We start from the raw sequence: 24,828 nt of genomic DNA, 5'->3' as shown, positions 1-24,828 counted from the left end.
CGGAAAACGGAAAGTAAGAACTCCCGTACCATATATTCCCGTTAACTTACATGAGATGGGAGCTGCGTGAAAGGGTAATTGAAGTTACTTGCAACACGGCGGCTTGAGAGAGTAGAAGTCAGCCATTCGAAGAGGAGGACGTCATGGGCTTTCGAATCAATCATCTCCATCTGAAATCTCCCGACCCAAAGAAAACCGCGGACTTCTACGTGCAATACACTGGCGCCAGGGTCGCCAAAGAAACCAAGCGGCCCGATGGCAGCGCGGCGTATCGGCTGGATCTTCACGGCGTCGAGCTCAATGTCACGCAATTTCTCGAAGAGCAAGAACTCGATCAGTTCATGGGTTTAGAGCATGTTGCCATCGACACCAACAACTTCGACGGCGAAGTCGCCAAGATCAAATCCGCCGGTGTGAAGATTCTCGAAGAGCGCACGCTGCCCGACGGACGACGGGTTTGCTTCTTCGAAGGTCCGCAAGGGGTGCGCTTGGAGTTTTTGGAGTGGAAATAGTGGACAACGGAAACGCGGAAAACGGAAAGCGAAAATTTCAAAGGTAACGAACGGGCTCGCGATTGCCGCTTTCAGTTTTTCTCGCGCAGCGCGCGTTCCAGCGGACCGTTCTCGCGGAACGGTTCGGGCCAATTGATGTATTCTTTGAAATCGGGGCGAGCCTTGATCAGGTCGAGGACGACGTTCTGAATGCCTTTGTCGGGGACTCGTGGGTTGTTTTTAAATAGCTTACTGTAGGCGCGCACCGTGCTTTTGGTGATCTCTCGATCCTTCTCGCGCATCCACTTGGCAAAGGATGCCTCGGCGAAGTGCGGGTTCTTTTTGATGAGTTGTATGCCCCCCACATAGGCGCGGAGAAAATCTTCGGCGAGTTTCGGCTCGGCTCTGATGAACGCGCGGCTGCTGGTGACGCACGAGGAAGGGTAGACGAGATCGGTGCTGCTCAGGTCGACCAACACCGGCCAGCCGCGCTGCAGGAACGGCAGGGCATAGCGGGTGGTTAGGGCCGCGGCGGCGATGCGACCGGCGTCCAAAGCGGCAACCATTTCCGGGCCCGCGCCAAGCTGCAAAATGATCATATCTTTATCCGGGTTAAGGCCGACGTGGCGCAGCGCGGCGCGCAGATAAAAATGGGTCGTGGAGCCGTAGCGCGTTACCGCCGTTCCCTGGCCCTTGAGTTCAGCCACCGATTTGATCTCCGGACGGGTGATCAAATAGACCGGGTCAGCGTCGACAGGGCATGCGAGCAAGACCACGTCGCCGCCGGCGGCACGCGCCGCGACCACGGACTCGGCGCCGGCGCCGGAAAAAGGCAGATCGCCGGTGATAATCGCCAGCGTGATCAGCGACCCGCCGCGGATCTGCACAGGCTCGACGTTCATGCCGGCTTTTTCAAATAGACCGGCATCTTTCGCGACCCAGACTGGCAGGTGCGAGGGCGACGCCGTGGTGCCGTAAAGGATGCGGCGGAGCTCCTGGGCGCGGACTGGCTCGGGGGATTGGACGGCTCCGACGGATAAGACTGATCCGACCAATAGCGCGCGCACGACGCGCGAGAAACTCGCTCTCATCTGATGACTAATTCTTGAAGTACTTCGCTTCGGCGCCGTCTTGGTCGAACGGCACAAACTTGTTCACGCCGGGGCCGCGCAAATTGGGCGTCTCGCCGTCGTCGAACAGCGCCTCGGCGGCGGAGCCAGCCTGTACACCCAAGAGCGCCGGCGCGTGGGCTTCGGCCACTGTGCAGTCCTGGTCCGATCTGTTGTAGGCCCAGTGCACGGTGTTGGCGGGGATGCGATGAAAGTCGCCCTTTTTGCAGAGAAAGCCGCGGTCTTTGACGAAGAACCAGATCTCGCCATCGAGCACGTAGTTGATCTGCTCGGATTCATGTTCATGGGGCTTGGTGTGATAGCCGGGCTTGCGCGTGGCGATCATCAGGCTGCACTCGTTGCCGTAGCCTTTTTTGACGATCATGCGGCCGGTGCCGGCCTCGCCGGACTGGTCGCGCTGATAGCCCTTGATAGCTTCTGCTTTGACGTGAAGGGGCACGGCTGGGGTCCTCCTGCTGGCGATTGCTGACGCACTCTTACGTACGCTAGCTACGCCAACGCGTCAAGCTCGCCCGGCGTTTGACTTGCTTTTTTCCAGGCGGTAATCCAGAGTCCACACAGTTATGAAGACGCCTAGCGTTCTTGCCGCGCTTCTATTCGTCCTCGTTGCTCAATCCGCCGCCGCACAAAAGTTACTTTTATCCCACGTCGCCATCAATCCCGGCCAGGGGCTACTCTGGGTCGTAAAAGACGGCGGTTTCCTCGCCAAGCATGGTTTCACCGGCGACGTCGTCTACATTCCCGGCAGTCCGCGCACGGTCCAGTCAATGCTCGCCGGCGATATTGACTATGCCGTGGCCGGCGCGCCGGCCTTTCTGCGCGCGCGCATGCAAGGCGCGGATGCAGTGATTCTCACCTCAGTGTCGGGCTTCGTATCGCAGCGACTGGTCCTGCGGCTCGACTCGCCCATGACCAGCATAAAAGAGCTGCGCGGCAAGACCATCGGCGTGACTCAATACGGCTCCGCCGGCGATTCTTTTCTGCGTGCGGCGCTGCGCACGGCGGGCGTCAAAGAATCCGAAGTCGTGATCCTGCAGATGGGCGGCACCACCAACGTCGCCCAAGCGCTGGAGGCCGGCAAAATGGAGGTCGGCGTGCTCGGCGACTCGAGCTCGCTGCTTTTCTATCGCGGCAAGGCCAAGCCGCTCAAAGGCGGCAGCGCGCGCGACTTGGGTTTCATGGGCTTGGATGCGCCGCTCGGCACGACGGAACGAAAGATCAAAACCGACCGTGGCGCCGTGATTCGGTTCATGCAAGCCTATGTCGAGGCGATACACTACGTTAAAACCAATCGGGCGGGCGCCGTGCGCATCTTGCAAAAATACATGCGCGGCTTGAGCGAAGAGCATCTCGGTTTATGGGCTGACGAGCTGCGCGGAAATATCAAGCCACTGCCGTATCCTGACGAAAACGGTTTGCGCGCCGAGCTGGACCTGATCAGCACGACGCGGACGCAGCCGGATAGCTACTTCGTCAATACTTCGATTCTCGACGAGATCAAGAAAAGCGGCTTTGTCGAAAAGCTCTACAGACAGTAAAAAAGAAAAGGGGAGGCCCGTCATGGCAAAGATCAAACACATAGCGATCAAAGTCGAAGACCAGGAAAAAGTCGCGACGTTCTACAAAGAAACCTTTGGCATGACCGAAGCCTGGCGCGGCCCGGTACGCGCCGACGGCAAGCGCGCGATCTATCTGACCGACGGCTACATCAACATGGCGGTGCTGCCGGCCCACGGCGGCCGCGAGGGCATCGACCACTTTGGCTTTCAGGTCGAAGACATGGACGGCACGCTAAAAACCGCCATGACCACCGGCGCCAAGAGCGAGGCTGATAAAAAACCGCGCGATGGCCGCTTTGCCGAAATGGGCGTGCACGACCCGGTGGGGCAGTTGGTGGATGTGTCGGTGCATGGGTGGAAAGCGTAAGTAGGCAATAGGCACGAGGCAACAGGCAACAGTTCTGCAAGTAAACGCGGAGTTCTTAATGCGGAGAACGATTTTCGCTTTGGCGATTTGTTGGTTCGCGCTCAGTACGACAGCGGCAAGGGTGCGCGCCGCCGAGCCGGCCAAGTTGCTGATGGCGCATGGCGCTATCAGCAACAACGTCGCGCCCTGGTGGCTGGCCAAGGAGCAAGGGATTTTTCGCAAGTACGGGATCGATGCGGATTTGGTTTTTATCATCGCCGGGCGGGCGATGCAGTCCATGTTGGCGGGGCAGGTGCTGGTCGGGATGGTCGGCGGCACGCATGTGCTGAACGCCAACAGCGGCGGCGGCGAATTTGCGATGATTCTCAGCGTGGAGAATCGGCTCGACTATTTATTCGTTTCAAAGCCGACCATCAAAAGCGGTGAAGATCTCAAGGGCCGCAAGGTCGCCATCGGCACGCCGGCGGGTTCGGCGTCGATGGCGGCCTATGTTGCACTCGATCATCTCGGTTTGGTGCCGCGGCGCGACAATATCGTTCTGTTGGGCGTCGGCGGCGTGCCCGAGCGCATGGGCTCGTTGCGCGCCGGTAGCGTAGAAGCCACGGTGCTGTCGCCGGAGTTCGGTCAGGTAGTGGTGAGCGAGGGATTTCGAGTGTTGGTGGCCCTCGGCAAAGAGAACGTGCCGTTTCAGTCTTCTGGCATCGTAGTGCCGCGCAGCTTGATCAAGACTAATCCGCAGCTTGTCGAGAACATCGCCAGGGCGACCGTCGAAGGCGTGGCTTTCGTGCACAAGCCGGCGAACAAGGAAGTTGTGGTCAAAAGCTTAGCGCGTAATTTGCGCCTGGCGCAGGATCGTGCTGAGAATGCTTATCAAGGATTGATCGCCGCACTGCCGCGCCGGCCCTGCGTGTCGATGGAGGGGATGAATTCGATGCTCAGGCTCATGGCGCAGCATGGGCTCAATCCCAAAGCGGCGCAGACTAAAGCGGAGGACTTGGCCGACGTGAGTTTTTGCAAAAAAATGGATGAAACCGGTTTCTTCAAGGCTTTTTACCAATAGTGCTGGCACGTTACCGGGGATCGACTCAATACGTTTTTTGTTCGTGGCTTGATCATGCACCAGGGTAAGATCGACGCAACGCTAGTCAGCCCGGACAATCTTTACGAAGCGGAGCAACGATAAATCGATTCTCACCGATCTCGACCGCGAAGGGTTTTTCACGCAGCTCGCCAGCAAGTACGGCAAAGCCCAGTGATACCAAAAGGCGGATTTTCCGCTTTCCGTTTTCCGCGTTTCATCCTTTCCCGGTCCCCCGTTGACGGCGCCGGATTCATCGGATATTTGAAACAGATTGTTTGCGCATAGGAGGAATCAGTAACGGTATGGCGTACTTCGATTTACACCAGCACCTCAAGAACCTTGAGGAGCATGGTTTACTGAGACGCATCACGCGGCTCATCAACAAGGACACCGAACTGCATCCATTGGTTCGTTGGCAGTACCGCGGCTTGCCCGAAGAAGACCGCCGGGCTTGGCTGTTCGAAAATGTCACCGATGCCAAGGGCCAGCGCTACACCATGCCCGTGGTCGTGGGCGCGCTGGCGGGCAAACCGGAAATTTATTATCTCGGCATGGGCTGCAACAGCGCCGAGGAAATGGACGAGCGCTGGAAGAAAGCTTTGGCGGAACCGATTGCGCCGAGAGTTATTACCCAAGCGAAGTGCCAGGACATCGTTATTCAAGGCGACGAGCTGGACAAGGAAGGGGGCGGCCTAGATCGCTTTCCAGTGCCGATCTCAACTCCCGGTTTTGACAACGGGCCGTACACCACTTGTTCACACTGGATCACGGCGGACTTGGACACCGGGATTCAGAACATCGGCAATTACCGCGGCGAGATCAAAGCCGGACGCCGCGTTGGTGTGTTTCCGTCGGGCTTGGGTCAGGATGTTTATTTGCATTGGCAGAAGGCGGTTGAGAAGAAAGTCCATCTTCCCGCGGCACTGGTCATCGGCGCGCCGCCGATCGTTTCTTACGTCTCGGTGCAGAAGATTCCCTACGGCGTCGACGAGATGGGCGTTGCCGGCGGCCTCGCTGGCGAAGCCATCCCGATGGTCAAATGCAAAACCAACAACATCATGGTGCCGGCGGACGCGGAGATCGTCATCGAAGGTTTCTTGAATACCGAATACATCGAGCCCGAGGGGCCCTTCGGCGAATCGCACGGCTACATGCATCCACGCCAGTTGAATCCGTTCATGGACGTCACCGCGATTACCTATCGTAAAGACGCAATCTACACGTCTTGGTTGAGCCAACTGACGCCCAGCGAATCGTCGGTCATTCGCAAGATCGGCTACGATCGTTTGATGCTGGTGCACCTGCGCGACGAGTGCCGCATCACTTCCGTGCTGCGCGTCGAGATGCACGAGCCGCTGACCAACACCTACAAGCTCGTGATCATTCAAATGCGCAAGCCCAACGAAGCCGAAGTATGGCGCGCGCTGCACGCCGCCTGCTCGTTTCATCCCGGTGTCGGCAAGATCGTGGTCGCGGTCGATGAAGACATCGACCCCTCCAACGAAGCAGCAGTCTTTTGGGCCATGTGCTACCGCATGAAGCCGCACAAGGATGTTCACATCGTCCCGGGCATGGAAAAGGGCCATGCTCCACCGTTTCTCTACGAGCACGAAGTCAAAGGCACCGACGTGGTGTCTTATCATTTGCCGGCCGACGAATCGGCGATGCTCTGCAACGCGATTCTCAAAGAACCGTTCCCGCCGGTGTCGCTGCCCAAGCGCGAGTACATGGAAAACGCGCGCAAGATTTGGGAAGAGCTGGAGCTGCCGAAACTGCGGCCGCAGTCGCCATGGTTCGGTTACTCGCTCGGCCAATGGAGCGACGAGCTCGACGAAGAAGCCAAGCTCGCGGTCCAAGGCCGCTATTTTGAAACGGGCGAGAAGTTGAAGAAGGGGCGGGTGAAAGTGCGCTGACCATTAGCTCCGTGGCTGAAAAACCCGCTGTCGCTCTCATGGAGCGCAGCGGGTTTTTTGTTTGACTAGAATGATATATTGTCATAGCGGGCTCTCACATGAAAACCATTGTTCAACACAGCAACCCCTCGGTTACAAATGGCCGAAAGGTTGTGCTGCATAAGAATATCGGCGCAAAAGCCACCGCGGCTGCCCAAGCAGCCTCAATCAAGAAATGGGCACGCAAGATAAGAACCCGTGGGTTTTCGGGACGAGACTATGACAAAATTCTATACTAGGATTCCCAGTACCGAGAGCAAATGATGGCTATTTTGAATAGTCAGGTCGTGCCGAAAAATTCCGGCGCGGCGTTTGAACTTAAGAAAGGGCAGCGCATTCGCATTGCGGGGAAAAGCATTGTCGACTTCGTGGCGTTCAATCTGCACGATTTGACCGAGCGTTTCGATCAGGCGCGCACCAAGACCAATCAAGTGAAAATTTTTATCAGCACCGGCGACGTGCTTTATTCCAAGCGCAACAGTCCGTTGATGACGATTGTCGAAGACACGTTCACAGAGGGGCGGCACGATTTGCAGAAGGGGATGTGCAGCCGCAGGCGCTTCGAGATGGTAGCGCAGGGGCAGTCGAAGAGGGTGTTCGCCGAGGGAGTTGATATCAATCCGAAGAAAGCTGAAGAGATTCCGACCCACGGCTGCTGGGAGAATTTGAGCGCTGCGGTGAAGCCTTGGAACATCGCGCCGGACGATGTGCCAAGCCCGTTCAATATTTTTCAGTGCATGCGCATCGACCCCGACACCGGCGTGATGTACGACACCATGGTACGGCCGCAGAACGAGGCGCATGTGGACTTTCGCGCCGAGATGGATTTGCTCGTCGCGGCGAGCGCGTGTCCGGAGTCGGGGCGCGGGCAGGCGATCCGGGTTGAGATTTATGAAGAGTGAAGAGACTTGAACAAAAAGAGCACAAGGGTTCACAAAGGGCGCTGCACGCCGGGATGCGGAATCGGATGATTTAACCGCAAAGAACGCAGAGAACGCAAAGAAAAGACAAATTTTTCCTCTGCGACCTCCACGTCTCTGCGCGAAGTATATCATCATTGGTGAGATCACATGGCAGGAACTTCATTTATATTTAACAATCCCAGAGTCGAGCGTGTTATCTCGGGCCAAGGCTCGCTCGGAAAATTATCCGAAGAATTGGAACGGCTCGGCGGTAACCGGGCGATGGTGTTGATATCGCCGTCGGTGGCGAAGACGTTTTTGCTTGGCAAGGTCAAAACTGCGTTGGGCGAAAAATGTGTCGTGTTCGATCAGGTGAAGCCGCATTCGCCGACCGATTCGATCGAACAAGCTGTGGCGATGGCGCGCGATGCTAAAGTCGACGTGCTCGTCAGCGTCGGTGGCGGCAGCGCCATCGACACCGGGAAGGGCGTTGCCGCGCTGCTGGCCGAGGGTGGTTCGTTGCCTCGGTTTGGCGTGCGTTTTACGCCACCGAACAAAAAAGAAGTGCCGCCGATGCCGGCGCCGAAAATTCCCCATATCGCGATTCCGACGACGTTGTCGGGCGGCGAGTACAGCTATTCGGCGGGGATCACGGAAGGCGGCAAGAAGTTCATCGTCGCCGATCCCAAGCTCGCGCCGAAGACGGTGCTGCTCGATCCCGAAGCCGCCGCGACCGCACCCGCACGCTTGCTTGCGGCGTCGGGGATGAACTCGCTGGCCCACTGCGTCGAAGCGGTTTATTCCACGGAAACCCAGCCGCTGACCGCGGCCTATTGCTTGACCGGAGTCGGACTCTTGGCGCGCTATTTGCCGCGCGCGGTGGCCAATTCGTCGGACCTCGAAGCATTGAGCCACGTGCAAGTGGCTGCTTGTCTTTCCGGCATGGGTGTTTACAGCGCCTGGACAGGCATCCATCACGCGGTCGTCCACGTGATCGGTGGCCGCTATAGGGCGCCACACGCGGAAATTCACGCGCTGATGCTGCCCTACGGCATGCGCTGGAATCTGGACGTCGTCGAAAAAGATTATCTGCGCATGGCGCGCGAGATCGGCATCGATGGGAAGAGCGAGAAAGAGCTGGCCGCGGCGGTGCCTGAGTACGTCTATGGCATGAATCAAAAAATGGGCTTGCCGCTCAAGCTGCGCGAACTCGGCGTGCCGCGCGATGGCTTGAAGCAGTTGGCGGAAGATGCACTGGGCGATTACAGTATCCACACCAACCCGAAGCCGGTGCGCAGTGCCGAGCAGGTGTTGGAAGTGCTCGAAGCGGCCTGGTAGGGGGAGCGAGATGCCTCGCGCAGAGACCGCAGAGGGCGCAGAGGTGTCTTGTTGTAGGGGCGACCGGTTGGTCGCCCGCCGGTTCTCCAATGACCTCCCAAGAAGCAATTGACCTCGTCAATCGAATCGCCGATGACGGCGAAATCGATCAGCTGCTGATCGATCTGCTGCGTGCCCCGTCGCCGCAGACGTCACTGCAAGAAGCCGATCCTGCTCTCAAGAAATTCATCGCTGACTTTATCGCGCCGCGTCTGCAAAGCTTGACCGGCGACGCCGGTGTGGTCGACGGCATGGGCAATCTTCTCTGGCAGACTCCCGGCGCTGGGCGCGAGCTGGGGTTGTTGTTGATGGGCTACGCGATGACCTTTCCGGCAGGCGGCATGAAGGAGCCGTTTTCGGGAGCGATCGTCGATGGGGCTCCCTTTGGCATCGCCGGCAACTGCGCGGTCGGGCGCGGCGCCTGTGAGCAAAAGGGCGCGTTGGCGGCGATGATGTACACGGCGGCGCTGCTATCGCGCGCGAAGTTGAAGCTGCGTGGGTCGCTCTATTTGGCGGTGAGCTTGGCCGGTGAAACTGGCCGCCATGATGCGGCAAAGTTTATCCTCGAAGACAATTCCATTCGCGCACAGGCCGGTATCGTCGGTTTGGGCACGACCAATCGCATCTGTCTCGGCAACAAAGGGCGCATCGATATTGAAATCACCGTGCGCGGCAAATCGGCGCACAGCAGCATGCCCTGGGACGGCGTCAATGCCGTCGATGGCGCGCGCAAAGTACTGGAGCGGCTCGACACGATCGCTCTTGGTGCCAAGCACGCGGGTCTTGGCGGCGCGACGTTGACAGTGACACAAATTAAAAGCGCGCCGGAGATCAGCCACACCGTGCCGGACGGTTGCAAGATTATTCTCGACCGCCGGCTCTTGCCGGGGGACGATCCGGATTGCGCGTTTGGCGATATTCAAAATGCCGTGAGAGACTTGGCGCCGTGGTCGATCGAAGTCACGCGCGGTGCGTTCATGTATCCGTCCGAGGTGAGCGCCGATTGTGCGGCTGCACGATCTTTGCGTGATTGCAGCCAGGCTTTAAGCGGAACAGCATCCGGCGTATTTTACTCGCCCGCTGCGTTGGACGCCGGCTTTCTCAATCGGTGTGGTCTCGAGACAATCATGTATGGCCCCGGCGACTTGCGCTTTGCCCATACCGACCAGGAGGTTGTGTCATTGCGGGAGCTGCGACAGGCGGCGCGCGTTATGGCCGCGGCGGCCCTGACGATGTTGGTCTAGCCTAGCGGGCTCCTGAAAAGCTCTTCGGAGCCCTTCGACGGGCTCAGAGCCTGCCCTGAGCCTGCCGAAGGGCAGACGAGGTCGATAAAGATAAGAGACGCTCGTTCTAGAATGATGGGCAGGCCGCCAAGCGCGGTGATTTGAATCGTTTGCTTGGCGGCTGCACTTGCGTATGCAGCCGAAAAGCCATAGGGTCTTGCCATCACTTCGAATTATTTCACAATTTTCTCTCTCCCAATCAGGTTCCGCAAAATAGCGACGTCGGTTCGCTAGGAAGGTTTTATGTACAGGATTTTGTGCGACCGCGTGCCGGCTCGTGAGCTCGGCTCGGGGCTGACTTGGTTCAAGCAAGACGGCAAAGTCGTCGAGTTTGCCACTCCGGAGGAAGCTGGCGACATGGTGAAGCAGTTGAACAACGGTCCGAGGGCCGCAACGGTCAAATACTCAGCGATAGAATTTAATCTGGAGTAGATGTAGCTCGGTGGTTGGCTTCTGCCGCGCGCCAGCTAAGGTGATGAGGTCTTTGCCGATTTGCCGGCGAGGTCGTGATAGGACTCGCCCAACAAGCCAAGGCCTTCATGGATGAGTGACACACCCTGGGGCAGCAGGGCGTCGACATGTTTGAAGTGCGGCTTGTTAGGCGTTGCCGGCGACAGGAGCCCCAGCGTAATTGGTCTGCTCGTCGCTATCAGTTGCCTAACGACGCCATCAACCGTCCGAAGCCTGGCACCTCTTGTTTCACCTTGGCTTGTTTCAATGCGTACCAGATATAAGCCTGGCAGCTGGTCACCACCGGCTTGCCGATTTCGCGTTCCAACAAATCCACGTCGGTGATCGTCGGCCAGCGCGGGCAGGGGACGAAGACGCCGTCGGCGTCGGGGGCCTGTTCGTAGAGGCGCTTGGCGATTTTGTAGGCGGCGTGCTCGTCCATGTCGGTGATGTCGGCGTTTTTGCGCACGCCGTAGCCTTGGATTTTTAAGACTTTAAAGCCCGACGCTTCGAGAAACGCTTTCATGCGCTCGTTGAGTGTGTCTTCATGCGGCGTGGCGACCACGACTTTCTTGATGTTGAGCGAGCGCAGCGCCTCCATCTCGCCGGTGATGCCGGGGAAAACCGGCACGCCGAATTTCTTGGTGAGCCGCTTGCCCATTTCGGTGTCGCTGCCAAAGCCCATTTTGGTAAACAGCGGCGAGCCGCCGATGATCACCGAGTCGCATTTGTTGTCGACTAAATCGGCTGCCGCTTCTTCGATGCGCTGCAGCTGCCGGTCGATGTCGGCGTCGACCAATTGACGGATGGTCCCGGTGCTGTTCAGGATCATAAATCCTGATGGCAGCATTTGATAAAACTCATAGACCAAAGTGTCGCCGCGCGACGGCGCGACGTGACCGACTCTAACTCTCCAGCCGTACATGAAACCTCCGTTTAGTGTCTAGCGTTTAGCGTCTGGCGTTTTTGTCGGAGCGTTCTTTCTGCAAACGCCAAACTCTAGACGCTAGACGCTAGACTCTAGACTCTAGACTCTAGACTCTAGACGCCCGATGTTGCTACCAGTTCAACCACGCGCCATTCACATGAACGGTCTGGCCGGTGATGTAGTTGTTTTCATCTTGCACCAAAAAGATCGCTGCGCTGGCGATGTTTTCCGGTTTGCCGGTGCGGCCCATGGGAATTTGCGCTTCGGCGGCGGCCCAGGCTTCGTCGGAGTAGTGGCCGCGCACCGCCGGCGTGGCGATGCGGCCGGGCGCGATGGCGTTGATGTTGATGCCGTCTTTGACGTGTTCGAGCGCGAGTGACTTGGTGAAAACAGCGACGCCGGCTTTCGCTGCGGCGTAGCTGGCGCGGGTGGCATTGCCGGCAAAGCCGTAAATCGACGAGATGCTGACGATCTTGCCGTATTTGGCTTTGAGCATCGTCGGCAGCACGGCTTGCGAGCAGAGGAAGACCGACTTTAAGTTCATGTTGACGATCTTGTCCCACTCTTCAGCAGTGGTGTCGACAACGTTCTTGCGCATGGCGCCGCCGGCGACGTTGACTAAAATATCGATCTTGCCCCAACGGTCGAGCGCCGCTTTGACCATGTCTTGAACCGATTGCTTGTTGGCGACGTCCGCTTTAACCGCAATCGCGTCAGTGCCTCGGTCGGCGATCTCTTTGACACGAGCCTGAGCCGTGTCGGCGTTGATATCTGCGACGGCAATTTTCGCCCCTTCGCGGGCGAAGCGTTGTACGATGGCGCCGCCGATGCCGCCCCCGCCGCCGGTGACGATGGCAATCTTGTTGTCGATGACTCCCATACCGTTACGACCTCCTGGGTTATTAGAAGCCCTAATCTAGGCAAAAGCGTCGACAGCGTCAACATAAATGACTGTCGCGATATTGAGTCAATTCGTTGTGATTGTTAGCTTGGGTGTGCTAGAAAAAAGCCTTAACCCAATTCACCAGAGGAGCTTTTAATGGAACAAGAAGTGTTAGAGCAGGTCGATCGTGAACGGATCGTTGAGTTGGCGTGCAATCTCGCCAACATCGTGAGCATCACCGGCAGCGAAGAGAACGTCGCGCGTTATTTGGGCGGTGAATTCGAAAAGCTCGGCATGGAAGTCGAATATCAGTACGTCGAAGAAGGGCGGCCCAACGTGGTCGGGCGTTTAAAAGGCACGGGTGGCGGCGCCACGTTGATGTTCAACGCGCACATGGATCATTTCGATGCGCCGCAGGAAACGGTGGTCGACGAAGATCGTATCTACGGCCGTGGTCTGGTCAACATGAAGGCAGCATTTCCTTGCTACATCGAAGCGGTTGCAGCGCTGCAAAAAGCCGGTGCGCAGCTCAAAGGCGATCTGATTATTTCCGGTGTGGTCGGCGAGATCGAAAAAGCCCAGATCGGCCGCTTCCAGGGTAAAGAGTACCGCGGCGCCGGCGTCGGCGCGCGTTATTTGATGGACCATGGCGTGATGGCCGACATGTGCATCATCGGCGAGCCCACCGGCCTGCAGCTGCAAATCGGCAACTCGGGCCTGCTCTGGGCGCGCGTCAGCGTCGATGGCAAAGCCACCAAGTTTGTCCTCGCCGCCTGCAAAGTGGCTCAGGCGATCCAAGAATGGGAAAAAGAATATCAACGCAAAAACCCGCACAAGTTCATGCTGCCCACCGTGCAAATAGGGGCTATTGACGGCGGCAACGCATTTAAACCAGGCACGCGGCCCACCACCGATATTTTTGTGATTGTGAAAATGCTGCCAGGCGCGGTGCCGCTGGCGATCAAGCGCGACATCGAAGCCGTCGTCGAAAGAGTCGCCAAGCGCGAAAGCGATATTCTCGGTTACCGCGTCGAGCTTTATCTGACGACGCCGGGCTACGAGATTCCCAAGAATGAGCCGTTGGTCAAGTTCATGGAGAGCTCGCACAAAAAAGTTTTCAACAGTCCTGTGCCCTACGCCAAGCCGATCCGCTACGGCATCACCAGCGACGGCTCACGCATCGCGCAGTACGGCGTGCCGGCCATCACCTATGGCCCTGGCTTCGGCACTCACTTGGTCGACCCGACAGAGACGAAAGCCGGCGCGGAGTGGGATTCGCCCACCGGCGTGCGCCGCGGCGTCGGCATTACCAACATGGTGAATTGCACAAAAGTTTATGCCATGGCGGCGTTGGATATTTGCAATCGGAAGAAGGAAGAAGTGGCGAAAAAATAAAGGATCTCACCACGAAGCACACGAAGTTCGGAAAATAAATTCTTTTCTTACCTTCGTGATCTTCGTGCCTTCGTGGTGAATATTTTGTATGGACTTAACATTTGCTCACTATCGTAATCGCTTTTGCATGTTCCGCACCTACTACGCGCTGGCGATCGGCGCGGTGAAGATGGACGGCATCAACCTCAAAGTCATCGAGATGCCGGACCCGCCGAGCCGCGACCAGGAGGAGGCGTTGATCAAGGGCGACGTGCAGGCGGCCAATCTTTACTTGCCAAATTTTATTCAACGCAAGCTACAGGGCGCACCGATTATTGGGCTGTGCACCGAATGGAAATCGACATTCAAGGGCAACGGCATGTTCGTGCGCCAGGATTCACCGGTGAAAACGCCCAAGGATTTAGCTGGACGCGTGCTGGCCTCGCATCAGGGGCCGCACGCGTTTCACCGCTATCTGTTGCGTCACCAATATGGGGTCGATGACGCAAAACTCACTTGGCAGGCGCATCGCCAGGAGCAGCTTTTGAACGTGCTCAAAGAGGGCAAGGTCGAAGCTTCGGTGCTGCTCGATCAATTTTTCTTTCGCGGCGAGGAAGATAAGGACGTTCGCTGTTTGTACACCGACGGCGAAGTTTGGCAGGCGCTGCGCGGCTTTCCCGAGATGATCAAGCATATGGTTGCCGTGCGCGAGGATTTGCTGCGCGACAATCCCGGCGTTAAAGAGGTCTTGCTCAAGGGGTTCCGTGCATCGATTGCTTGGAGCGACCAGCACCTGCCGGAATGCGCCGATGCGTTTTTAAAAAAATATCCCGGCGATCGCGATGCACTGCTCGCCTCGGCGCGCTACCCAAAGATCGAATTTACTATGACCGAGCAGGAGCAGAAGCTCGCCGACGCTGAAATGGACATGATGGTGGAAGTCGGTTGGATTCCGCGCAAGGCGCCGGTGGACACGCTCTTTGCTTTGTAGCGCGGGCCGCGAGTTTCGCGTCCGACGTTCCGCGTCCGAGTCGGTGACAGACTCACCAAGGTTTTATTGTCCCATTGCGAATTTACACTTGATCATAAGCCGGGTAGTCCAAACCAGGGTTTTAGCGGCAGTCACGATCGGCGTGCTCCTTGCGGTTGTTGGCTGTGCTGCCAATCCCACGACCGAATCAACAGGGACGCAGCGCTTGCAAGAAACTTCGCAGCTAATCAAAGACGTCAAAGCGTTCGGCAAGACGATCGGCATCGAGCCCACCGAAGCGCTCACGCGCACCAGCCAGGAAAGCGCGCCACTATCGATGCTCTGGTTGTGGATGCAGCGGGTCGGCACCTTGGCGCTGCAACAGCCGATGGATATTCACATGGCGATCGGCTTTGGCGCCGAGCGCGAGCGTTTGAAAATCGAGCAGGTTTATCGCGTCGAGGGCTACAGTGTGTACTATCGTCAGGGCAATGAATTTGCCGACGCGCGCTCGGCGGCGACCCTGGCCTTTGCCGAGGAGCCGCTGGTTCGCAGAGTAAAAGTCATTCTGCACGAAGATCTTCACGGCGATCAGAATTTTCCGCAACGTTGGGAGATCGAAGAAGCGCTGGTGACGCCGCTCGGGTCGCTGGCGGCGCTAGATTATTTTCGCTTCACCCAAGACGAGAAAAATTTAGCCAACGCGCTGGCGTCCTTCGAGGAAGAGCGGGCTTTGTCGCGCGAGTTGCTCGACTTGGTCTCTCAAGCGGCGAAAGTCTTTGCGCAGGAACAAGCGGAGAAGGGCAAACAGAGAATCTTGGAGCTGCTGCCGGCGTATCGAATCTACGCGAGCCATTTTGAGAGCCAAGTCGCAGGGCAGCACCGGCCGACTGTGCTGGAAGCGAAGCTGAGCCACGATCTCGCTTACTTCCGCTACTTTGATCGAGTGGCTCGGTTGGCCGAAATGACGCCGCTCAAGACCCTCATCGAAGATTTGCGCCGCTTGCCCGCCGATGCTGACCATCAAAGCACCGATCGCTACCTCGAAAGCCTGGCAGCGAAGTACTCGAAGGGCGCCCTCTAGTTGAGGCGTGCAGTGAGCGCTACGGCAAATCCGCAAGTCACCGTCCGTGGAATTGTCGCCCTTTATGCCAGCTCGTTGTTGTCCGGCTCCTGGACGATGCTGATTCCGACCATTCCGGTTTTAGCTAAGCATTTCGGTATTTCCGCCGGGGCCGCGGCGCAGATCGTTACGGCGATGGCGGTGGGCCGGTTTTGCGGCACGCCGATCAGCGGCGTGCTGCTCGACCGTATGGGCGGGCGCGCCGCCATGCTTGGCGGCGCCGCGTTGGCCAGTGCGGCGGCGCTAGCCGGGGTCTTCGCACCGTGGCTGTCGGTGATTCTCATCTTGGCGTTTGTCATGGGCATGGGCGACAGCGTGTGGGCGCTTGGCCGGGAAGTGGCCGGCGTCGACCTGGCGCGCGAAAATCAGCGCGGCCGAGTCCTTTCGACCTTGCATGGCACGCATAACGCCGGCACGGCGCTCTGTCCCTACATCGGCGGCTTGTTGACCGAAGCGTTTGGTTTTTGGAGCGCCTTTGCCGGCTACGGCATATTGACTGGAATATCGGTGCTAATGGGCTGGTTGGTTCCTGAGGTGAAATCGTCTCACGCGGTGCATTGGCCCGCGGCGGAGAAACCGCGCGGCGCTGTCGGGCTGCGCCAACGGCTGCGCGGCTTTCGTGAGCTGTTTTATCAAATCCATCCCGATCTGCGCTCGACCTACGTCGCCCTTGTGGTTGCGACCTTGGCGAGCCATTCCTATCGCATCACCATGCAGAGCATGCTGCCGCTCTATGCCGGCACGGTGCTCGATTTTTCGCCGTCGCGCATCGGTTTGCTGTTTACTATCTCCGGTGCCTTCGTGTTCGTGATGATCATCCCATCGGGATATTTGATGGACAAAGTCGGGCGCAAGTGGGCGACGGTGCCGAGCACGGGCCTACCGGCGCTGGCGTTCTTGCTGATTCCATTTACAGATAGTTTTGCCCAGCTTGCTGCCTTGGTGGCGCTCACCGGAGTTTGTAACGGGCTGTCGCTGGGCTCGATGTCGGTGTCGACTTTCGACGTCGTGCCGGCGAGCGCGCGCGGCAGATTACAGGCCGCGCGCCGGACGATTGCTGAAATGGGCGGCGCGCTGGCGCCGGCGCTGGGCGGTTTTCTCGCCAACATGTTCAACCCCGGTGTGCCGTTTTTGGTTTACGTGCCGATCTTGATTGCTGCCGCGTGCTTCTTGGGTTTTGTCGGCAAGGAAACGCGGCCGGGCTAGTATCCGAAAACTCATGTCCGATTCCGCAAACGTTCAGGTCAACTTTGGCGCTCTCGCGCCGCTTTACTCGGCCACGTTTCTCTCCGGCGGCTGGGCGATGATCATACCGACCATTCCCGTGCTCTCAAAAGAGTTTGGCGTCAGTGGCGGCGGCGCGGCGCAGGTGATCACCGCTTTTGCCGCGGGTAAGATGCTCGGTACGGTGATCGGCGGTGTGGTCTACGATCGTCAGGGCACGCGCATCGGCCTCGTGCACACGCCCGCTATTGCCGCGCTGGCGGCGTTGGGCGCGGTGGCTGCGCCGTGGTTTTGGCTGCTGTTGCTGATGGCATTGGTGCTCGGCGCGGCCGACACCTTGGGCGCGGTGGCGCGTGAAATGGCCGCCATCGATCAAACCAAGGCGAGCCAGCGCGGTCGGCTGATCAGCAGCCTCCATGGCACGCACACCATCGCCATGGCGCTTTGTCCGTTCCTCGGCGGCTGGCTCACCGAACTGTTCGATTATCGCGCGGCGTTTTTCGGCTACGCCGTGATTAGCGCGTTGGCGGTGGTGCTCGGCTATTGGATTCCCGCCTCGGCGCCGGAAGTGGAGCCGGGCAAGGCCGCCAAACGCGCCGGCAAGAAAACCAGCATGGCCTCGCTGCGCGAAGGTCTGCGCGGATTGAGTGCCGTGTACCGTGAGATCCGACCGGACCTGCGCGCGACCTATCTGTCGCTGGTTTTCGCTACCATGGTCAATCAGTCACAACGGATTGTCGTCCAAAGCATGCTGCCACTTTATGCGACTTTCTTTCTGAACCTGAGCCCATCTCAAGTCGGCATGTTGTTCACGGTTTCGGGTATCGTGGTTTTTTCGATGATGATTCCGGCCGGCTATCTGATGGACCGCGTCGGCCGCAAATGGTGCACCGTGCCGAGCACCGGCGTGCCGGCGCTGGTCTTCTTGTTGATTCCGATGACGACGAGCTTCTATCAGCTTGCCATACTGATCGGCTGCGCCGGTATCGCCCAAGGCTTATCGCTCGGCTCGCTAGCGACGTCGACCTACGACGTCGCGCCGCCGCATGTGCGCGGCCGCTTGCAGGCGATGCGCCGAGTGACCGCTGAACTAGGCAGCGGCGCCGCGCCGATGATCGGCGGCTTTCTCGCCAACGCATTCAACCCCGCCGTGCCGTTTTATGCCTACGTGCCGCTGCTGCTGATTTCCGCCGTGTTGTTAGCGCTGGTGGGGAAGGAAACACTCGAGAAATAATTATGAAAGCGGAATTATGAAAGCGGAAGCCAAATACATGCAGAGTGAAACCGGAAGAATGAAAGGCGACTTACGGGAGCGAACCAAGAAGTTTGCTCTCCGGATAGTTCGGCTGTTTACCGCCTTGCCTCGCAGAACCGAGGCTCAAGTTATCGGCCGTCAACTGCTTCGATCGGGGACTTCGGTCGGCGCGCACTATCGCGAGGCGCAGCGCGCTAAGTCCGTTGCAGACTTCATAAGCAAACTGGAAGGTGCCTTGCAGGAATTGGACGAGACGAGTTATTGGTTGGAATTGCTAGAGGATTCCAAAATCGTGACAGTGGAACGATTGCGAAACCTCCGAAATGAGTGCGATCAGCTGACAGCGATCCTGGTTACGATTGTGAAAAACACAAAGGCCAAGCGCAGATAGTGCAAAGCTTCTGTTTAAGCCGGGTTTGATTTCCGCTTTCATAATTCCGTTTTCATCCTTTTCATGCGGAATTTTGACACGAAGAAATGATTCGCGCTATTTCAACTTCGAGGTGAAGTGTTATGGACCCCACTGAAAACGAACTAATGACGCGCGTCGGCCCGGGAACACCGGCGGGTGGAGCGCTGCGAAAATACTGGCTGCCGGTGGGGTTCTGCCACGAGATTACCTCGGAGGCGCCCAAGCTGGTGCGCTGGTTGGGCGAAGATTTGCTGCTGTTTCGCGATGAGTTTGGCCGCGTCGGTTTGACCGAGCCCAATTGTCCGCACCGCGGCACGTCACTCGACTACGGCTGGATCGAAGGCGGCGGCATTCGCTGCTGTTACCACGGCTGGGTGTTCGACGTGCAGGGCAATTGTTTGGAACAGCCGGGGGAGCCGCCGGGCAGCACGTTCAAAGATAGGATCAAGATCAAAGCGTATCCAGTCCGTGAGTTAGGCGGCATGATCTGGGCCTACATGGGCAAAGGCACGGCGCCGGAATTGCCCAACTATCATTTTCTTGTGCGCGACGACGGTGCGCGGAATTTCACGGGCTACGTGCGCGAATGCAACTACATGCAGCAATTGGAAAACGCCCTCGATCCGGTGCATGCGACGATTCTCCACGGCCGGCCGGTGCACGGTTTTCCCGCTGCGCCGGAGTGGATGGAGACGCCGGACTTCAATGTGACGATGACTGACACGATGGCTTACTATGTCGCGCGCCGAATGGGGCCCAAGCCGGATACTGAATGGCATCGCGAAGTTGCCTACGTGCCGCCGATCATGGCCGTGCACCACGGCGGCACGCTGCCGGGCGATCCCTTGGCTGAGTTCGTCGACGTCGCTTGGCGCATGCCGATCGACGATTTTTCGACGCGGACATTTACGTTGAAGTTTTTTCCCTATACCGACGGCAAACGCGGCAATCCGGAAAAAGAAGTGCGCCCCAAACCGCCGCCGCTCATGCGCGGCACGCGCCGTCAGTGGGACATGGCGACCATCGGCGGCCAAGACAATGCCGCGCAGGTGAGCCAGGGTGCGATCGTCGATCGCAGCCAGGAGCATTTAGGCTTTTCCGATCGCGGCGTGATTTTGGTGCGCAAACTATGGAAGAACATCGTCGAGGCGTCGGAACGCGGCGAAGAGCTGCCGAACTTGATTCGCGACCAAGCGCGGAATCGCTTGGTGCACGTCGATGTCATCGAGAGATTGGTCAAGCCGGGGGAGCTGCGCGAGCATGTGCCGAATATTGTCTATGTTAGTTGAGCCGATTGTAAAATTTGCTCCCTGCCATTCACGAAGCGGTGTCGCGATGGAGAAAACATCCGCGTGTCATCCTGAGCGTAAGCGAAGGATCTGCTGCTTCACATGGGCGCAGAAACAGATTCTTCGCCTTCGGCTCAGAATGACATTTGCGACAATGCTTTTGAAAAGACACATAGCTTTTGCCAGCTTGCTCGTGCTGTTTCTTATAGCTTTGCTGCGTCCGGTTGCCTCGATCACGCACGCTGCCGAAGTAAAAAACCCTTCACAAAACGAATGGGAAAAGACCGTTCAAGCCGCCAAGGGCGAAGGGCAAGTGACGGTTTATGTGCATTCCACTTACGTGCCGGTGCTGCAATCGGGCGCGTTTGAAAAAGCTTTTCCCGGCATCAAACTGACCTATGTCAGCGGCGTCGAGAACGATCTGGAGCGGCGCTTCACCACCGAGCGGCGGGCGGGAAAATTTCTCGCCGATGTCTTCATGGTTGGGGTTTTGCGCAGCTATGATTTTATGCAGGCCAAACATCTCGACCCGATCAAACCGGTGCTTGTGCTGCCGGAGGTCGTGGACGAAAGCAAGTGGTGGCAGGGCAAGCATCATTACAGCGACCCTGAGAAACGCTACTTGTTTCGCTACGTGGCTTCAGCGCAGTACGGCCAGATTTCCTATAACACCAAACTCATTCAGCCCAAGGAGTTCGCCTCTTTCTACGATTTCTTGAATCCCAAGTGGAAAGGCAAAATACTCTCCCGCGACATTCGCACGCCGGGCACCGGCGGCAGCGCGATCCGACTGTTTTTCTATCATCCCGACATGGGGCCGGAGTTTGTCCGGCGATTGTTCGCCGAGACCGACATCACGCTGTTCCGCGACCGGCGCCAGGGTTTGGATTGGTTGGCCAGCGGCAAGTTTCCGATCTGTTTTTGGTGCGAGCACGTGGAAAAAGGCAGCGAACAAGGCCTGCCCGTGGACACCTTTGGGCGCATGAAAGAAGGTGCCGGTCTGAGCGCGGGACAAGCGATCTTGACCCTGGTCAATCAGGCACCCCATCCGAACGCGGCGAAGGTTTTCATCAATTGGTTTCTGTCGCGCGACGGGCAGAGTAACTTTCAGAGCGCGTTGGCCAAAGCCGATGCGGGCGCACCGGATTCGCTGCGCATCGATATCCCAAAAGACGATGTCGACCCGAAGAGCCGGCGCATCGACGGCGTCAAGTATCTCGACACCGAACAATGGCTGGCGATGAAGCCGGTGCTAAAGGTGGTTGAAGATGCGTTGGCGTCGGCGGGTAAGAAGTAAAGGCTAGTAGGCGATACGCGCGCGCCGGACTCTGTCTGGGGGGATCCAACCTTGCCGGGCGAAGAACTCCGATAGATAGCGCACGGCCTGGTCGCCGCTCGAACCGGCCATCGGCACGACTTCGTCGCTGTCGGGCTTGAACCCGGTGCTGGCGGCGTTGGCGGCGCCGAGGGAGATGCTCGCGCCGATGGGCGCGGCGGCGGTGGCCGGGACGGTGAGCGCTGCGCCGGGCATTTTGCTGCTCTCAGAATGGGTGGTGAATTCCAACAGTTTGCGCAGCTGTGCTCCCTGAAAAACTTGCACGCGGGTTTCCACGCGTGAAGTGCCCGAGCCCAATCCGAACACCAACCGTTTGAAGGGGCTGCCTTCGTCGACCTGGAGAAAACGGCCGTCGATGAGCAAATCGGTTTCGGCCGGTTCAACGTCGCGCGCGCTGCGCTCGACGCGCATGCCCAAGCGGCGCAGCCCGCCGACAAGCTCAGCGGTCAGCGCGTTCGATACGACTTTGGCGATCGCGCGTTGTCGCTCGAGCGGTTCTTTGATCGAGGGCTGCTGGCGCAGGATGCCTTGATATTCTTTGACGTCGTTGGCGTCGACGGCGAAATCATAGACTAACACCCGCGCGGGCGCGGGCAACTTAGTCTCGATTGTGTGACCCACTAGCCGCACACCGGTTTGGGCGCAGCCGAAGCACAGGAGGAAAATACCGAGAGTCAAAAGCGCTGAGCGTTGAGTTTTGAGAAGGGAATTCGGATGCATCAGTAGTGATAGATTTGTAGCAAGCGGTGCGACGAAAGAAAAGAAACCGAGATAGAGATTAGCTGTCGGGTAGCGGCTGTCCCTGCGCAGGCGGCTGAAAAAATCGTAGGAATGCTGCGACAAGCTCAGCATGAACGGATTCTTTCCGACGATTTCAACCTCCGGTCCGTTCGCTCCTTCGCCAGGCTCGGGGCAGGCTCTGAGCTTTGTCGAAGGGCTCCGAAAGTGTTTTGAGCCATAGGTTCGATAAATATTCTAGCGCCGCAATAATTCCGCAATGACCCGATCCACCGGCAGCGGCGGATCGGTCATGTCTTTGAAGCCAGCCAGCCGCTCGCACAGGCGCGCGGCGCCCTCGTGAAATCCACCCGGCAGGCCGGCTACTTTGAAGGCGGCTGAAATTTCTTCCATCTCGCCCGTGTAGCGCCACATTTTTGGCGCAGCGGTGGCCGCGGCGCGGACGGTTTTTTGCTCGAGCGACGGCTGGGAAATTTTCCATTCTTCCAAGAGCGCTTGGTCGACGCCCTCGTACTGCGCATAGGCGCGGATCGCCAAGATCAAGGCGTCGGTGCCTTTGGTCCACGCCGCGTAGGCAACTTTCAAAGCCGAGGCTTCGCCGGGAACCTCGCTGATCGCCCGGGCGTCGAGCATGCTCTGGGAAAACAATGCAGCGATGTCCTTGGCGCCGGCGCCGGATAAGTACAGGCGCGTCGTGCCAGCCTTTTTCACCGGCGAGCCGATGATGCCGCCATCGACGAAGCGGGCGCCGGCCTTGGTCACGACGGCGCCGATCTGTTCGGCGGTGGCGCGCGATACGGCGTTGGCGTCGACGTAGATGCCCTGGAAATTTTCCTGGGCGAGTTGCTGGGCGACGCTGAGCGCGGCTTCGGGCGGGCAAACCGACAGCACAATATCGCTCTGGCCGACGGCATCACGGACCGTTTTGGCTTCGTGCAACCCTGCTTGCTCGGCGCGCTGACGCGATGCCGCGCTGCGTCCTGCGGAACACCATAGCACGCGCGCGCCGCTGGTGGCCGCGGCGGCGCCAATGGTGGCGCCCATGTTGCCGGGATGGAGCATGGCGATGGTTTTGTTGGCCATAAAGTGTTCCCTCCAAATATCGATGCTGCTAAAAACCTATTCGGAGTCCTTCGACAGGCTCAGAGCCTGCCCTGAGCCTGCCGAAGGGACGAACGGAATCAGAGTTGGAATTGGCCACAAGAAAGCCCGTTCATGCTGAGCCCGTCGAAGCATTCTTGGTTTTCAGCAGAAGCTTATTCTAGATAGCCGCGCTCGCGATAGAACTTTCTTGCGCCGGGATGGAGCGGCACGTCGAACGGCGCTTCACCGTCGCCGCTGCAGAGCTGTTTCAGGCTTAAAGCTTTGAAGTTGTCGGTGGGGATCACACTCCTGCGCTGCTCGATCGCTTCGCACAGAGCGTAGGGGACGTCGTTGGGCATGTCGGCGTGGACGATCATCGGCCAGCCACTGAAATCGACGGTCGGCACGTCACTTTTCATGCGCCTGAAGCCGCAGTTCGACATTTTGCTGGTTCGATAGCCGAGCGCGGTCATCTGTTTGAGAATTTTTCCCTCGATGGGTAGGTAGCGAAAGCCGTTATCGATGGCGGTCTGGCCCCAGCTCTTGATGCCTTCGTCGAAGATCGCATCGATGCTGCCGTCGACGATGGCGGCCCTTCTAGCCGGGTCGCTGGGGCGCGGCGTCGAGTGAATCTTGCCGCCCCATTTGACGATGTCCTGAAGCGTGAAGCCGGCGGCGCGCAGCACGGCGGCGACGGTGAACATGGTCGCGCTGGCTTCGAGATCGTTGCGCGGCACGAAGCCGCTGGAGACGCGCAGCGGGCGGCGCTCTTTCTTGATCTGTTCTAATGATTCAATGCCGCTGGAGTCGCGCACGGCAAAACCCATGACATCGAAAGAGGGAAAAACCGCGATGGCACGCAGCGGCAGTTTTTTCTTGTACGGCCCGGTGCCGCGATAGGCCATGGTTAACAACACGGAAGGGTTGACCCAGGCCATCGAGTATTCGCCGCGCGCGACGGCGATGATTTCTTTGAAGCTGCCGGTGGCGAACGAAATCGGCACATCGTCTTTGGGCGAAGTATCCCTCACGCCGAGTGAAAGGCGCACGACGCGACCAACGCGCGAATCGGTTTGCAGCACGCCTTCGGCGGCGCGCCGGGTTTCATGAGAGAGCGATGAGTCATAAAGTGCCGCGGCGATTTCCATCAATCCTTTGGCGCGTTGAATGCCGGCGTTATAACGCTTGATTGCCATATGCGATGGGGCCTCCTGGTTTGCCACCGAAGCTAATCGAGGTCTGCCAATATTACAAGTTGGCGAAAAACTTCTTGCTCGTGTGACAAGATTTGCTGTAATAATCGAGCGCAAACCTTCTCCCCCTTTGGAGACTGTATCGCAATTGTCATTCTGAGCCGAAGGCGAAGAATCTGCTGAATGCAACTACGCGAAAAAGCAGATCCTTCGCTTGCGCTCAGGATGACAAAACGGGCGATTTAACCGTTGCGATACGGTTTCTTGGAAAAGGGGATCAAGGCGGATTCGCGGGCTGGGCGAGGAGGTTTTGTCTGTTGAGAGTAAAGTTGCCGAAGCCAGAAAAAATCTCCCCTACCCCTCTTTGCTAAAGAGGGGAATCGGAGGCTCCATGATGCTTTTGCTGTTCGTTGCTTTTGCGCTCTGTG

Annotated in this window: 24 protein-coding genes; 17 read left to right on the top strand and 7 right to left on the bottom strand. The window is 58.2% G+C overall.

From position 1 onward, the window contains the following. Positions 1-143 precede the first annotated feature (143 nt). Entirely contained in the window at positions 144-512 is a 369-nt protein-coding gene (locus tag FJ145_03315) for a VOC family protein (GenBank protein MBM4260452.1), read from the top strand. Between the two features lie 71 nt (positions 513-583). On the opposite strand, the gene FJ145_03310 is transcribed toward FJ145_03315, so the two are convergent. Both FJ145_03310 and FJ145_03305 read right to left on the bottom strand, forming a co-directional pair. Next, positions 584-1,582 carry an ABC transporter substrate-binding protein gene (locus tag FJ145_03310; protein MBM4260451.1) on the bottom strand — a complete coding sequence of 333 codons (999 nt, stop codon included), beginning with the start codon at positions 1,580-1,582 and terminating at the stop codon, positions 584-586. Positions 1,583-1,589: 7 nt separating this feature from the next. Continuing rightward, a complete protein-coding gene (locus tag FJ145_03305; GenBank protein MBM4260450.1) occupies positions 1,590-2,060 on the bottom strand; it encodes a cupin domain-containing protein in 471 nt (156 codons plus the stop codon). Positions 2,061-2,184: 124 nt separating this feature from the next. Here FJ145_03305 and FJ145_03300 point away from each other — a divergent pair, with 124 nt between their 5' ends. The 8 genes from FJ145_03300 (at position 2,185) to FJ145_03265 (ending at position 10,574) form a co-directional block, all read left to right on the top strand. Beyond that, complete coding sequence (locus tag FJ145_03300; protein MBM4260449.1) at positions 2,185-3,159, top strand: ABC transporter substrate-binding protein; 975 nt, start codon at positions 2,185-2,187, stop codon at positions 3,157-3,159. 22 nt (positions 3,160-3,181) lie between these two features. Beyond that, positions 3,182-3,547, top strand: coding sequence for a hypothetical protein (locus FJ145_03295; GenBank protein ID MBM4260448.1), 366 nt, complete (start codon positions 3,182-3,184; stop codon positions 3,545-3,547). A 58-nt stretch (positions 3,548-3,605) separates the two neighbouring features. Beyond that, entirely contained in the window at positions 3,606-4,607 is a 1,002-nt protein-coding gene (locus tag FJ145_03290; GenBank protein MBM4260447.1) for an ABC transporter substrate-binding protein, read from the top strand. Between the two features lie 323 nt (positions 4,608-4,930). After that, complete coding sequence (locus FJ145_03285; protein ID MBM4260446.1) at positions 4,931-6,541, top strand: UbiD family decarboxylase; 1,611 nt, start codon at positions 4,931-4,933, stop codon at positions 6,539-6,541. Between the two features lie 299 nt (positions 6,542-6,840). Further along, positions 6,841-7,482 carry an urea carboxylase-associated family protein gene (locus FJ145_03280; protein MBM4260445.1) on the top strand — a complete coding sequence of 214 codons (642 nt, stop codon included), beginning with the start codon at positions 6,841-6,843 and terminating at the stop codon, positions 7,480-7,482. 168 nt (positions 7,483-7,650) lie between these two features. Then, positions 7,651-8,820 carry an iron-containing alcohol dehydrogenase gene (locus tag FJ145_03275; protein MBM4260444.1) on the top strand — a complete coding sequence of 390 codons (1,170 nt, stop codon included), beginning with the start codon at positions 7,651-7,653 and terminating at the stop codon, positions 8,818-8,820. A gap of 89 nt (positions 8,821-8,909) precedes the next feature. Beyond that, positions 8,910-10,103 carry a M20 family metallopeptidase gene (locus FJ145_03270; GenBank protein ID MBM4260443.1) on the top strand — a complete coding sequence of 398 codons (1,194 nt, stop codon included), beginning with the start codon at positions 8,910-8,912 and terminating at the stop codon, positions 10,101-10,103. Between the two features lie 282 nt (positions 10,104-10,385). Further along, positions 10,386-10,574 carry a hypothetical protein gene (locus FJ145_03265; GenBank protein MBM4260442.1) on the top strand — a complete coding sequence of 63 codons (189 nt, stop codon included), beginning with the start codon at positions 10,386-10,388 and terminating at the stop codon, positions 10,572-10,574. Between the two features lie 217 nt (positions 10,575-10,791). Here FJ145_03265 and FJ145_03260 read toward each other — a convergent pair whose 3' ends face one another. Beyond that, on the bottom strand, positions 10,792-11,517 hold the full coding sequence (locus FJ145_03260) for a maleate cis-trans isomerase (GenBank protein MBM4260441.1): 726 nt from the start codon (positions 11,515-11,517) through the stop codon (positions 10,792-10,794). Between the two features lie 133 nt (positions 11,518-11,650). Continuing rightward, positions 11,651-12,400 (bottom strand): SDR family oxidoreductase, encoded by a 750-nt coding sequence (locus tag FJ145_03255; GenBank protein ID MBM4260440.1) that lies wholly within the window; start codon positions 12,398-12,400, stop codon positions 11,651-11,653. Positions 12,401-12,559: 159 nt separating this feature from the next. Here FJ145_03255 and FJ145_03250 point away from each other — a divergent pair, with 159 nt between their 5' ends. The 8 genes from FJ145_03250 to FJ145_03215 all read left to right on the top strand — a co-directional run bounded on the left by FJ145_03250 (position 12,560) and on the right by FJ145_03215 (position 21,347). Further along, complete coding sequence (locus FJ145_03250; protein MBM4260439.1) at positions 12,560-13,798, top strand: M20/M25/M40 family metallo-hydrolase; 1,239 nt, start codon at positions 12,560-12,562, stop codon at positions 13,796-13,798. Positions 13,799-13,886: 88 nt separating this feature from the next. Next, positions 13,887-14,768 (top strand): ABC transporter substrate-binding protein, encoded by an 882-nt coding sequence (locus tag FJ145_03245; protein MBM4260438.1) that lies wholly within the window; start codon positions 13,887-13,889, stop codon positions 14,766-14,768. A gap of 205 nt (positions 14,769-14,973) precedes the next feature. Further along, the gene (locus FJ145_03240; GenBank protein ID MBM4260437.1) at positions 14,974-15,831 is read left to right on the top strand and encodes a hypothetical protein; all 858 of its coding nucleotides are present in this window, start codon (positions 14,974-14,976) and stop codon (positions 15,829-15,831) included. Positions 15,832-15,843: 12 nt separating this feature from the next. Beyond that, entirely contained in the window at positions 15,844-17,076 is a 1,233-nt protein-coding gene (locus tag FJ145_03235; protein MBM4260436.1) for an MFS transporter, read from the top strand. 13 nt (positions 17,077-17,089) lie between these two features. Continuing rightward, a complete protein-coding gene (locus FJ145_03230; protein ID MBM4260435.1) occupies positions 17,090-18,328 on the top strand; it encodes an MFS transporter in 1,239 nt (412 codons plus the stop codon). Positions 18,329-18,386: 58 nt separating this feature from the next. Further along, complete coding sequence (locus FJ145_03225) at positions 18,387-18,740, top strand: four helix bundle protein (GenBank protein ID MBM4260434.1); 354 nt, start codon at positions 18,387-18,389, stop codon at positions 18,738-18,740. A 122-nt stretch (positions 18,741-18,862) separates the two neighbouring features. Beyond that, on the top strand, positions 18,863-20,050 hold the full coding sequence (locus FJ145_03220) for a Rieske 2Fe-2S domain-containing protein (protein MBM4260433.1): 1,188 nt from the start codon (positions 18,863-18,865) through the stop codon (positions 20,048-20,050). Further along, the gene (locus tag FJ145_03215) at positions 19,980-21,347 is read left to right on the top strand and encodes an extracellular solute-binding protein (protein ID MBM4260432.1); all 1,368 of its coding nucleotides are present in this window, start codon (positions 19,980-19,982) and stop codon (positions 21,345-21,347) included. The genes FJ145_03220 and FJ145_03215 overlap by 71 nt, the downstream gene beginning before the upstream one ends. 3 nt (positions 21,348-21,350) lie before the next feature. On the opposite strand, the gene FJ145_03210 is transcribed toward FJ145_03215, so the two are convergent. From FJ145_03210 to FJ145_03200, 3 genes are all read right to left on the bottom strand, one after another. Beyond that, a complete protein-coding gene (locus tag FJ145_03210; GenBank protein MBM4260431.1) occupies positions 21,351-22,238 on the bottom strand; it encodes a DUF4410 domain-containing protein in 888 nt (295 codons plus the stop codon). Positions 22,239-22,361: 123 nt separating this feature from the next. Then, positions 22,362-23,207, bottom strand: a complete 846-nt coding sequence (locus tag FJ145_03205) for an NAD(P)-dependent oxidoreductase (protein ID MBM4260430.1) — start codon at positions 23,205-23,207, stop codon at positions 22,362-22,364. A 173-nt stretch (positions 23,208-23,380) separates the two neighbouring features. Further along, complete coding sequence (locus tag FJ145_03200; GenBank protein MBM4260429.1) at positions 23,381-24,403, bottom strand: hypothetical protein; 1,023 nt, start codon at positions 24,401-24,403, stop codon at positions 23,381-23,383. Between the last annotated feature and the right edge of the window lie 425 nt (positions 24,404-24,828).

The sequence above is a fragment of the Deltaproteobacteria bacterium genome (genome assembly GCA_016874755.1).
In the GTDB taxonomy this organism is placed as follows: domain Bacteria; phylum Desulfobacterota; class Binatia; order UBA9968; family UBA9968; genus DP-20.
The sequence above is the reverse complement of the archived record's forward strand: the minus strand, read 5'-3'. Positions and strand labels throughout refer to the sequence as shown.

Excerpts from the sequence above, each read along its gene's own strand:
- FJ145_03315 (MBM4260452.1), top strand. The coding sequence starts at position 144 with ATGGGCTTTCGAATCAATCATCTCCATCTGAAATCTCCCGACCCAAAG.
- FJ145_03310 (MBM4260451.1), bottom strand. The coding sequence starts at position 1,582 with ATGAGAGCGAGTTTCTCGCGCGTCGTGCGCGCGCTATTGGTCGGATCA.
- FJ145_03300 (MBM4260449.1), top strand. The coding sequence starts at position 2,185 with ATGAAGACGCCTAGCGTTCTTGCCGCGCTTCTATTCGTCCTCGTTGCT.
- FJ145_03295 (MBM4260448.1), top strand. The coding sequence starts at position 3,182 with ATGGCAAAGATCAAACACATAGCGATCAAAGTCGAAGACCAGGAAAAA.
- FJ145_03290 (MBM4260447.1), top strand. The coding sequence starts at position 3,606 with ATGCGGAGAACGATTTTCGCTTTGGCGATTTGTTGGTTCGCGCTCAGT.
- FJ145_03285 (MBM4260446.1), top strand. The coding sequence starts at position 4,931 with ATGGCGTACTTCGATTTACACCAGCACCTCAAGAACCTTGAGGAGCAT.
- FJ145_03280 (MBM4260445.1), top strand. The coding sequence starts at position 6,841 with ATGATGGCTATTTTGAATAGTCAGGTCGTGCCGAAAAATTCCGGCGCG.
- FJ145_03275 (MBM4260444.1), top strand. The coding sequence starts at position 7,651 with ATGGCAGGAACTTCATTTATATTTAACAATCCCAGAGTCGAGCGTGTT.
- FJ145_03270 (MBM4260443.1), top strand. The coding sequence starts at position 8,910 with ATGACCTCCCAAGAAGCAATTGACCTCGTCAATCGAATCGCCGATGAC.
- FJ145_03265 (MBM4260442.1), top strand. The coding sequence starts at position 10,386 with ATGTACAGGATTTTGTGCGACCGCGTGCCGGCTCGTGAGCTCGGCTCG.
- FJ145_03260 (MBM4260441.1), bottom strand. The coding sequence starts at position 11,517 with ATGTACGGCTGGAGAGTTAGAGTCGGTCACGTCGCGCCGTCGCGCGGC.
- FJ145_03255 (MBM4260440.1), bottom strand. The coding sequence starts at position 12,400 with ATGGGAGTCATCGACAACAAGATTGCCATCGTCACCGGCGGCGGGGGC.
- FJ145_03250 (MBM4260439.1), top strand. The coding sequence starts at position 12,560 with ATGGAACAAGAAGTGTTAGAGCAGGTCGATCGTGAACGGATCGTTGAG.
- FJ145_03245 (MBM4260438.1), top strand. The coding sequence starts at position 13,887 with ATGGACTTAACATTTGCTCACTATCGTAATCGCTTTTGCATGTTCCGC.
- FJ145_03230 (MBM4260435.1), top strand. The coding sequence starts at position 17,090 with ATGTCCGATTCCGCAAACGTTCAGGTCAACTTTGGCGCTCTCGCGCCG.
- FJ145_03225 (MBM4260434.1), top strand. The coding sequence starts at position 18,387 with ATGAAAGGCGACTTACGGGAGCGAACCAAGAAGTTTGCTCTCCGGATA.
- FJ145_03220 (MBM4260433.1), top strand. The coding sequence starts at position 18,863 with ATGGACCCCACTGAAAACGAACTAATGACGCGCGTCGGCCCGGGAACA.
- FJ145_03215 (MBM4260432.1), top strand. The coding sequence starts at position 19,980 with ATGTCATCGAGAGATTGGTCAAGCCGGGGGAGCTGCGCGAGCATGTGC.
- FJ145_03210 (MBM4260431.1), bottom strand. The coding sequence starts at position 22,238 with ATGCTGAGCTTGTCGCAGCATTCCTACGATTTTTTCAGCCGCCTGCGC.
- FJ145_03205 (MBM4260430.1), bottom strand. The coding sequence starts at position 23,207 with ATGGCCAACAAAACCATCGCCATGCTCCATCCCGGCAACATGGGCGCC.
- FJ145_03200 (MBM4260429.1), bottom strand. The coding sequence starts at position 24,403 with ATGGCAATCAAGCGTTATAACGCCGGCATTCAACGCGCCAAAGGATTG.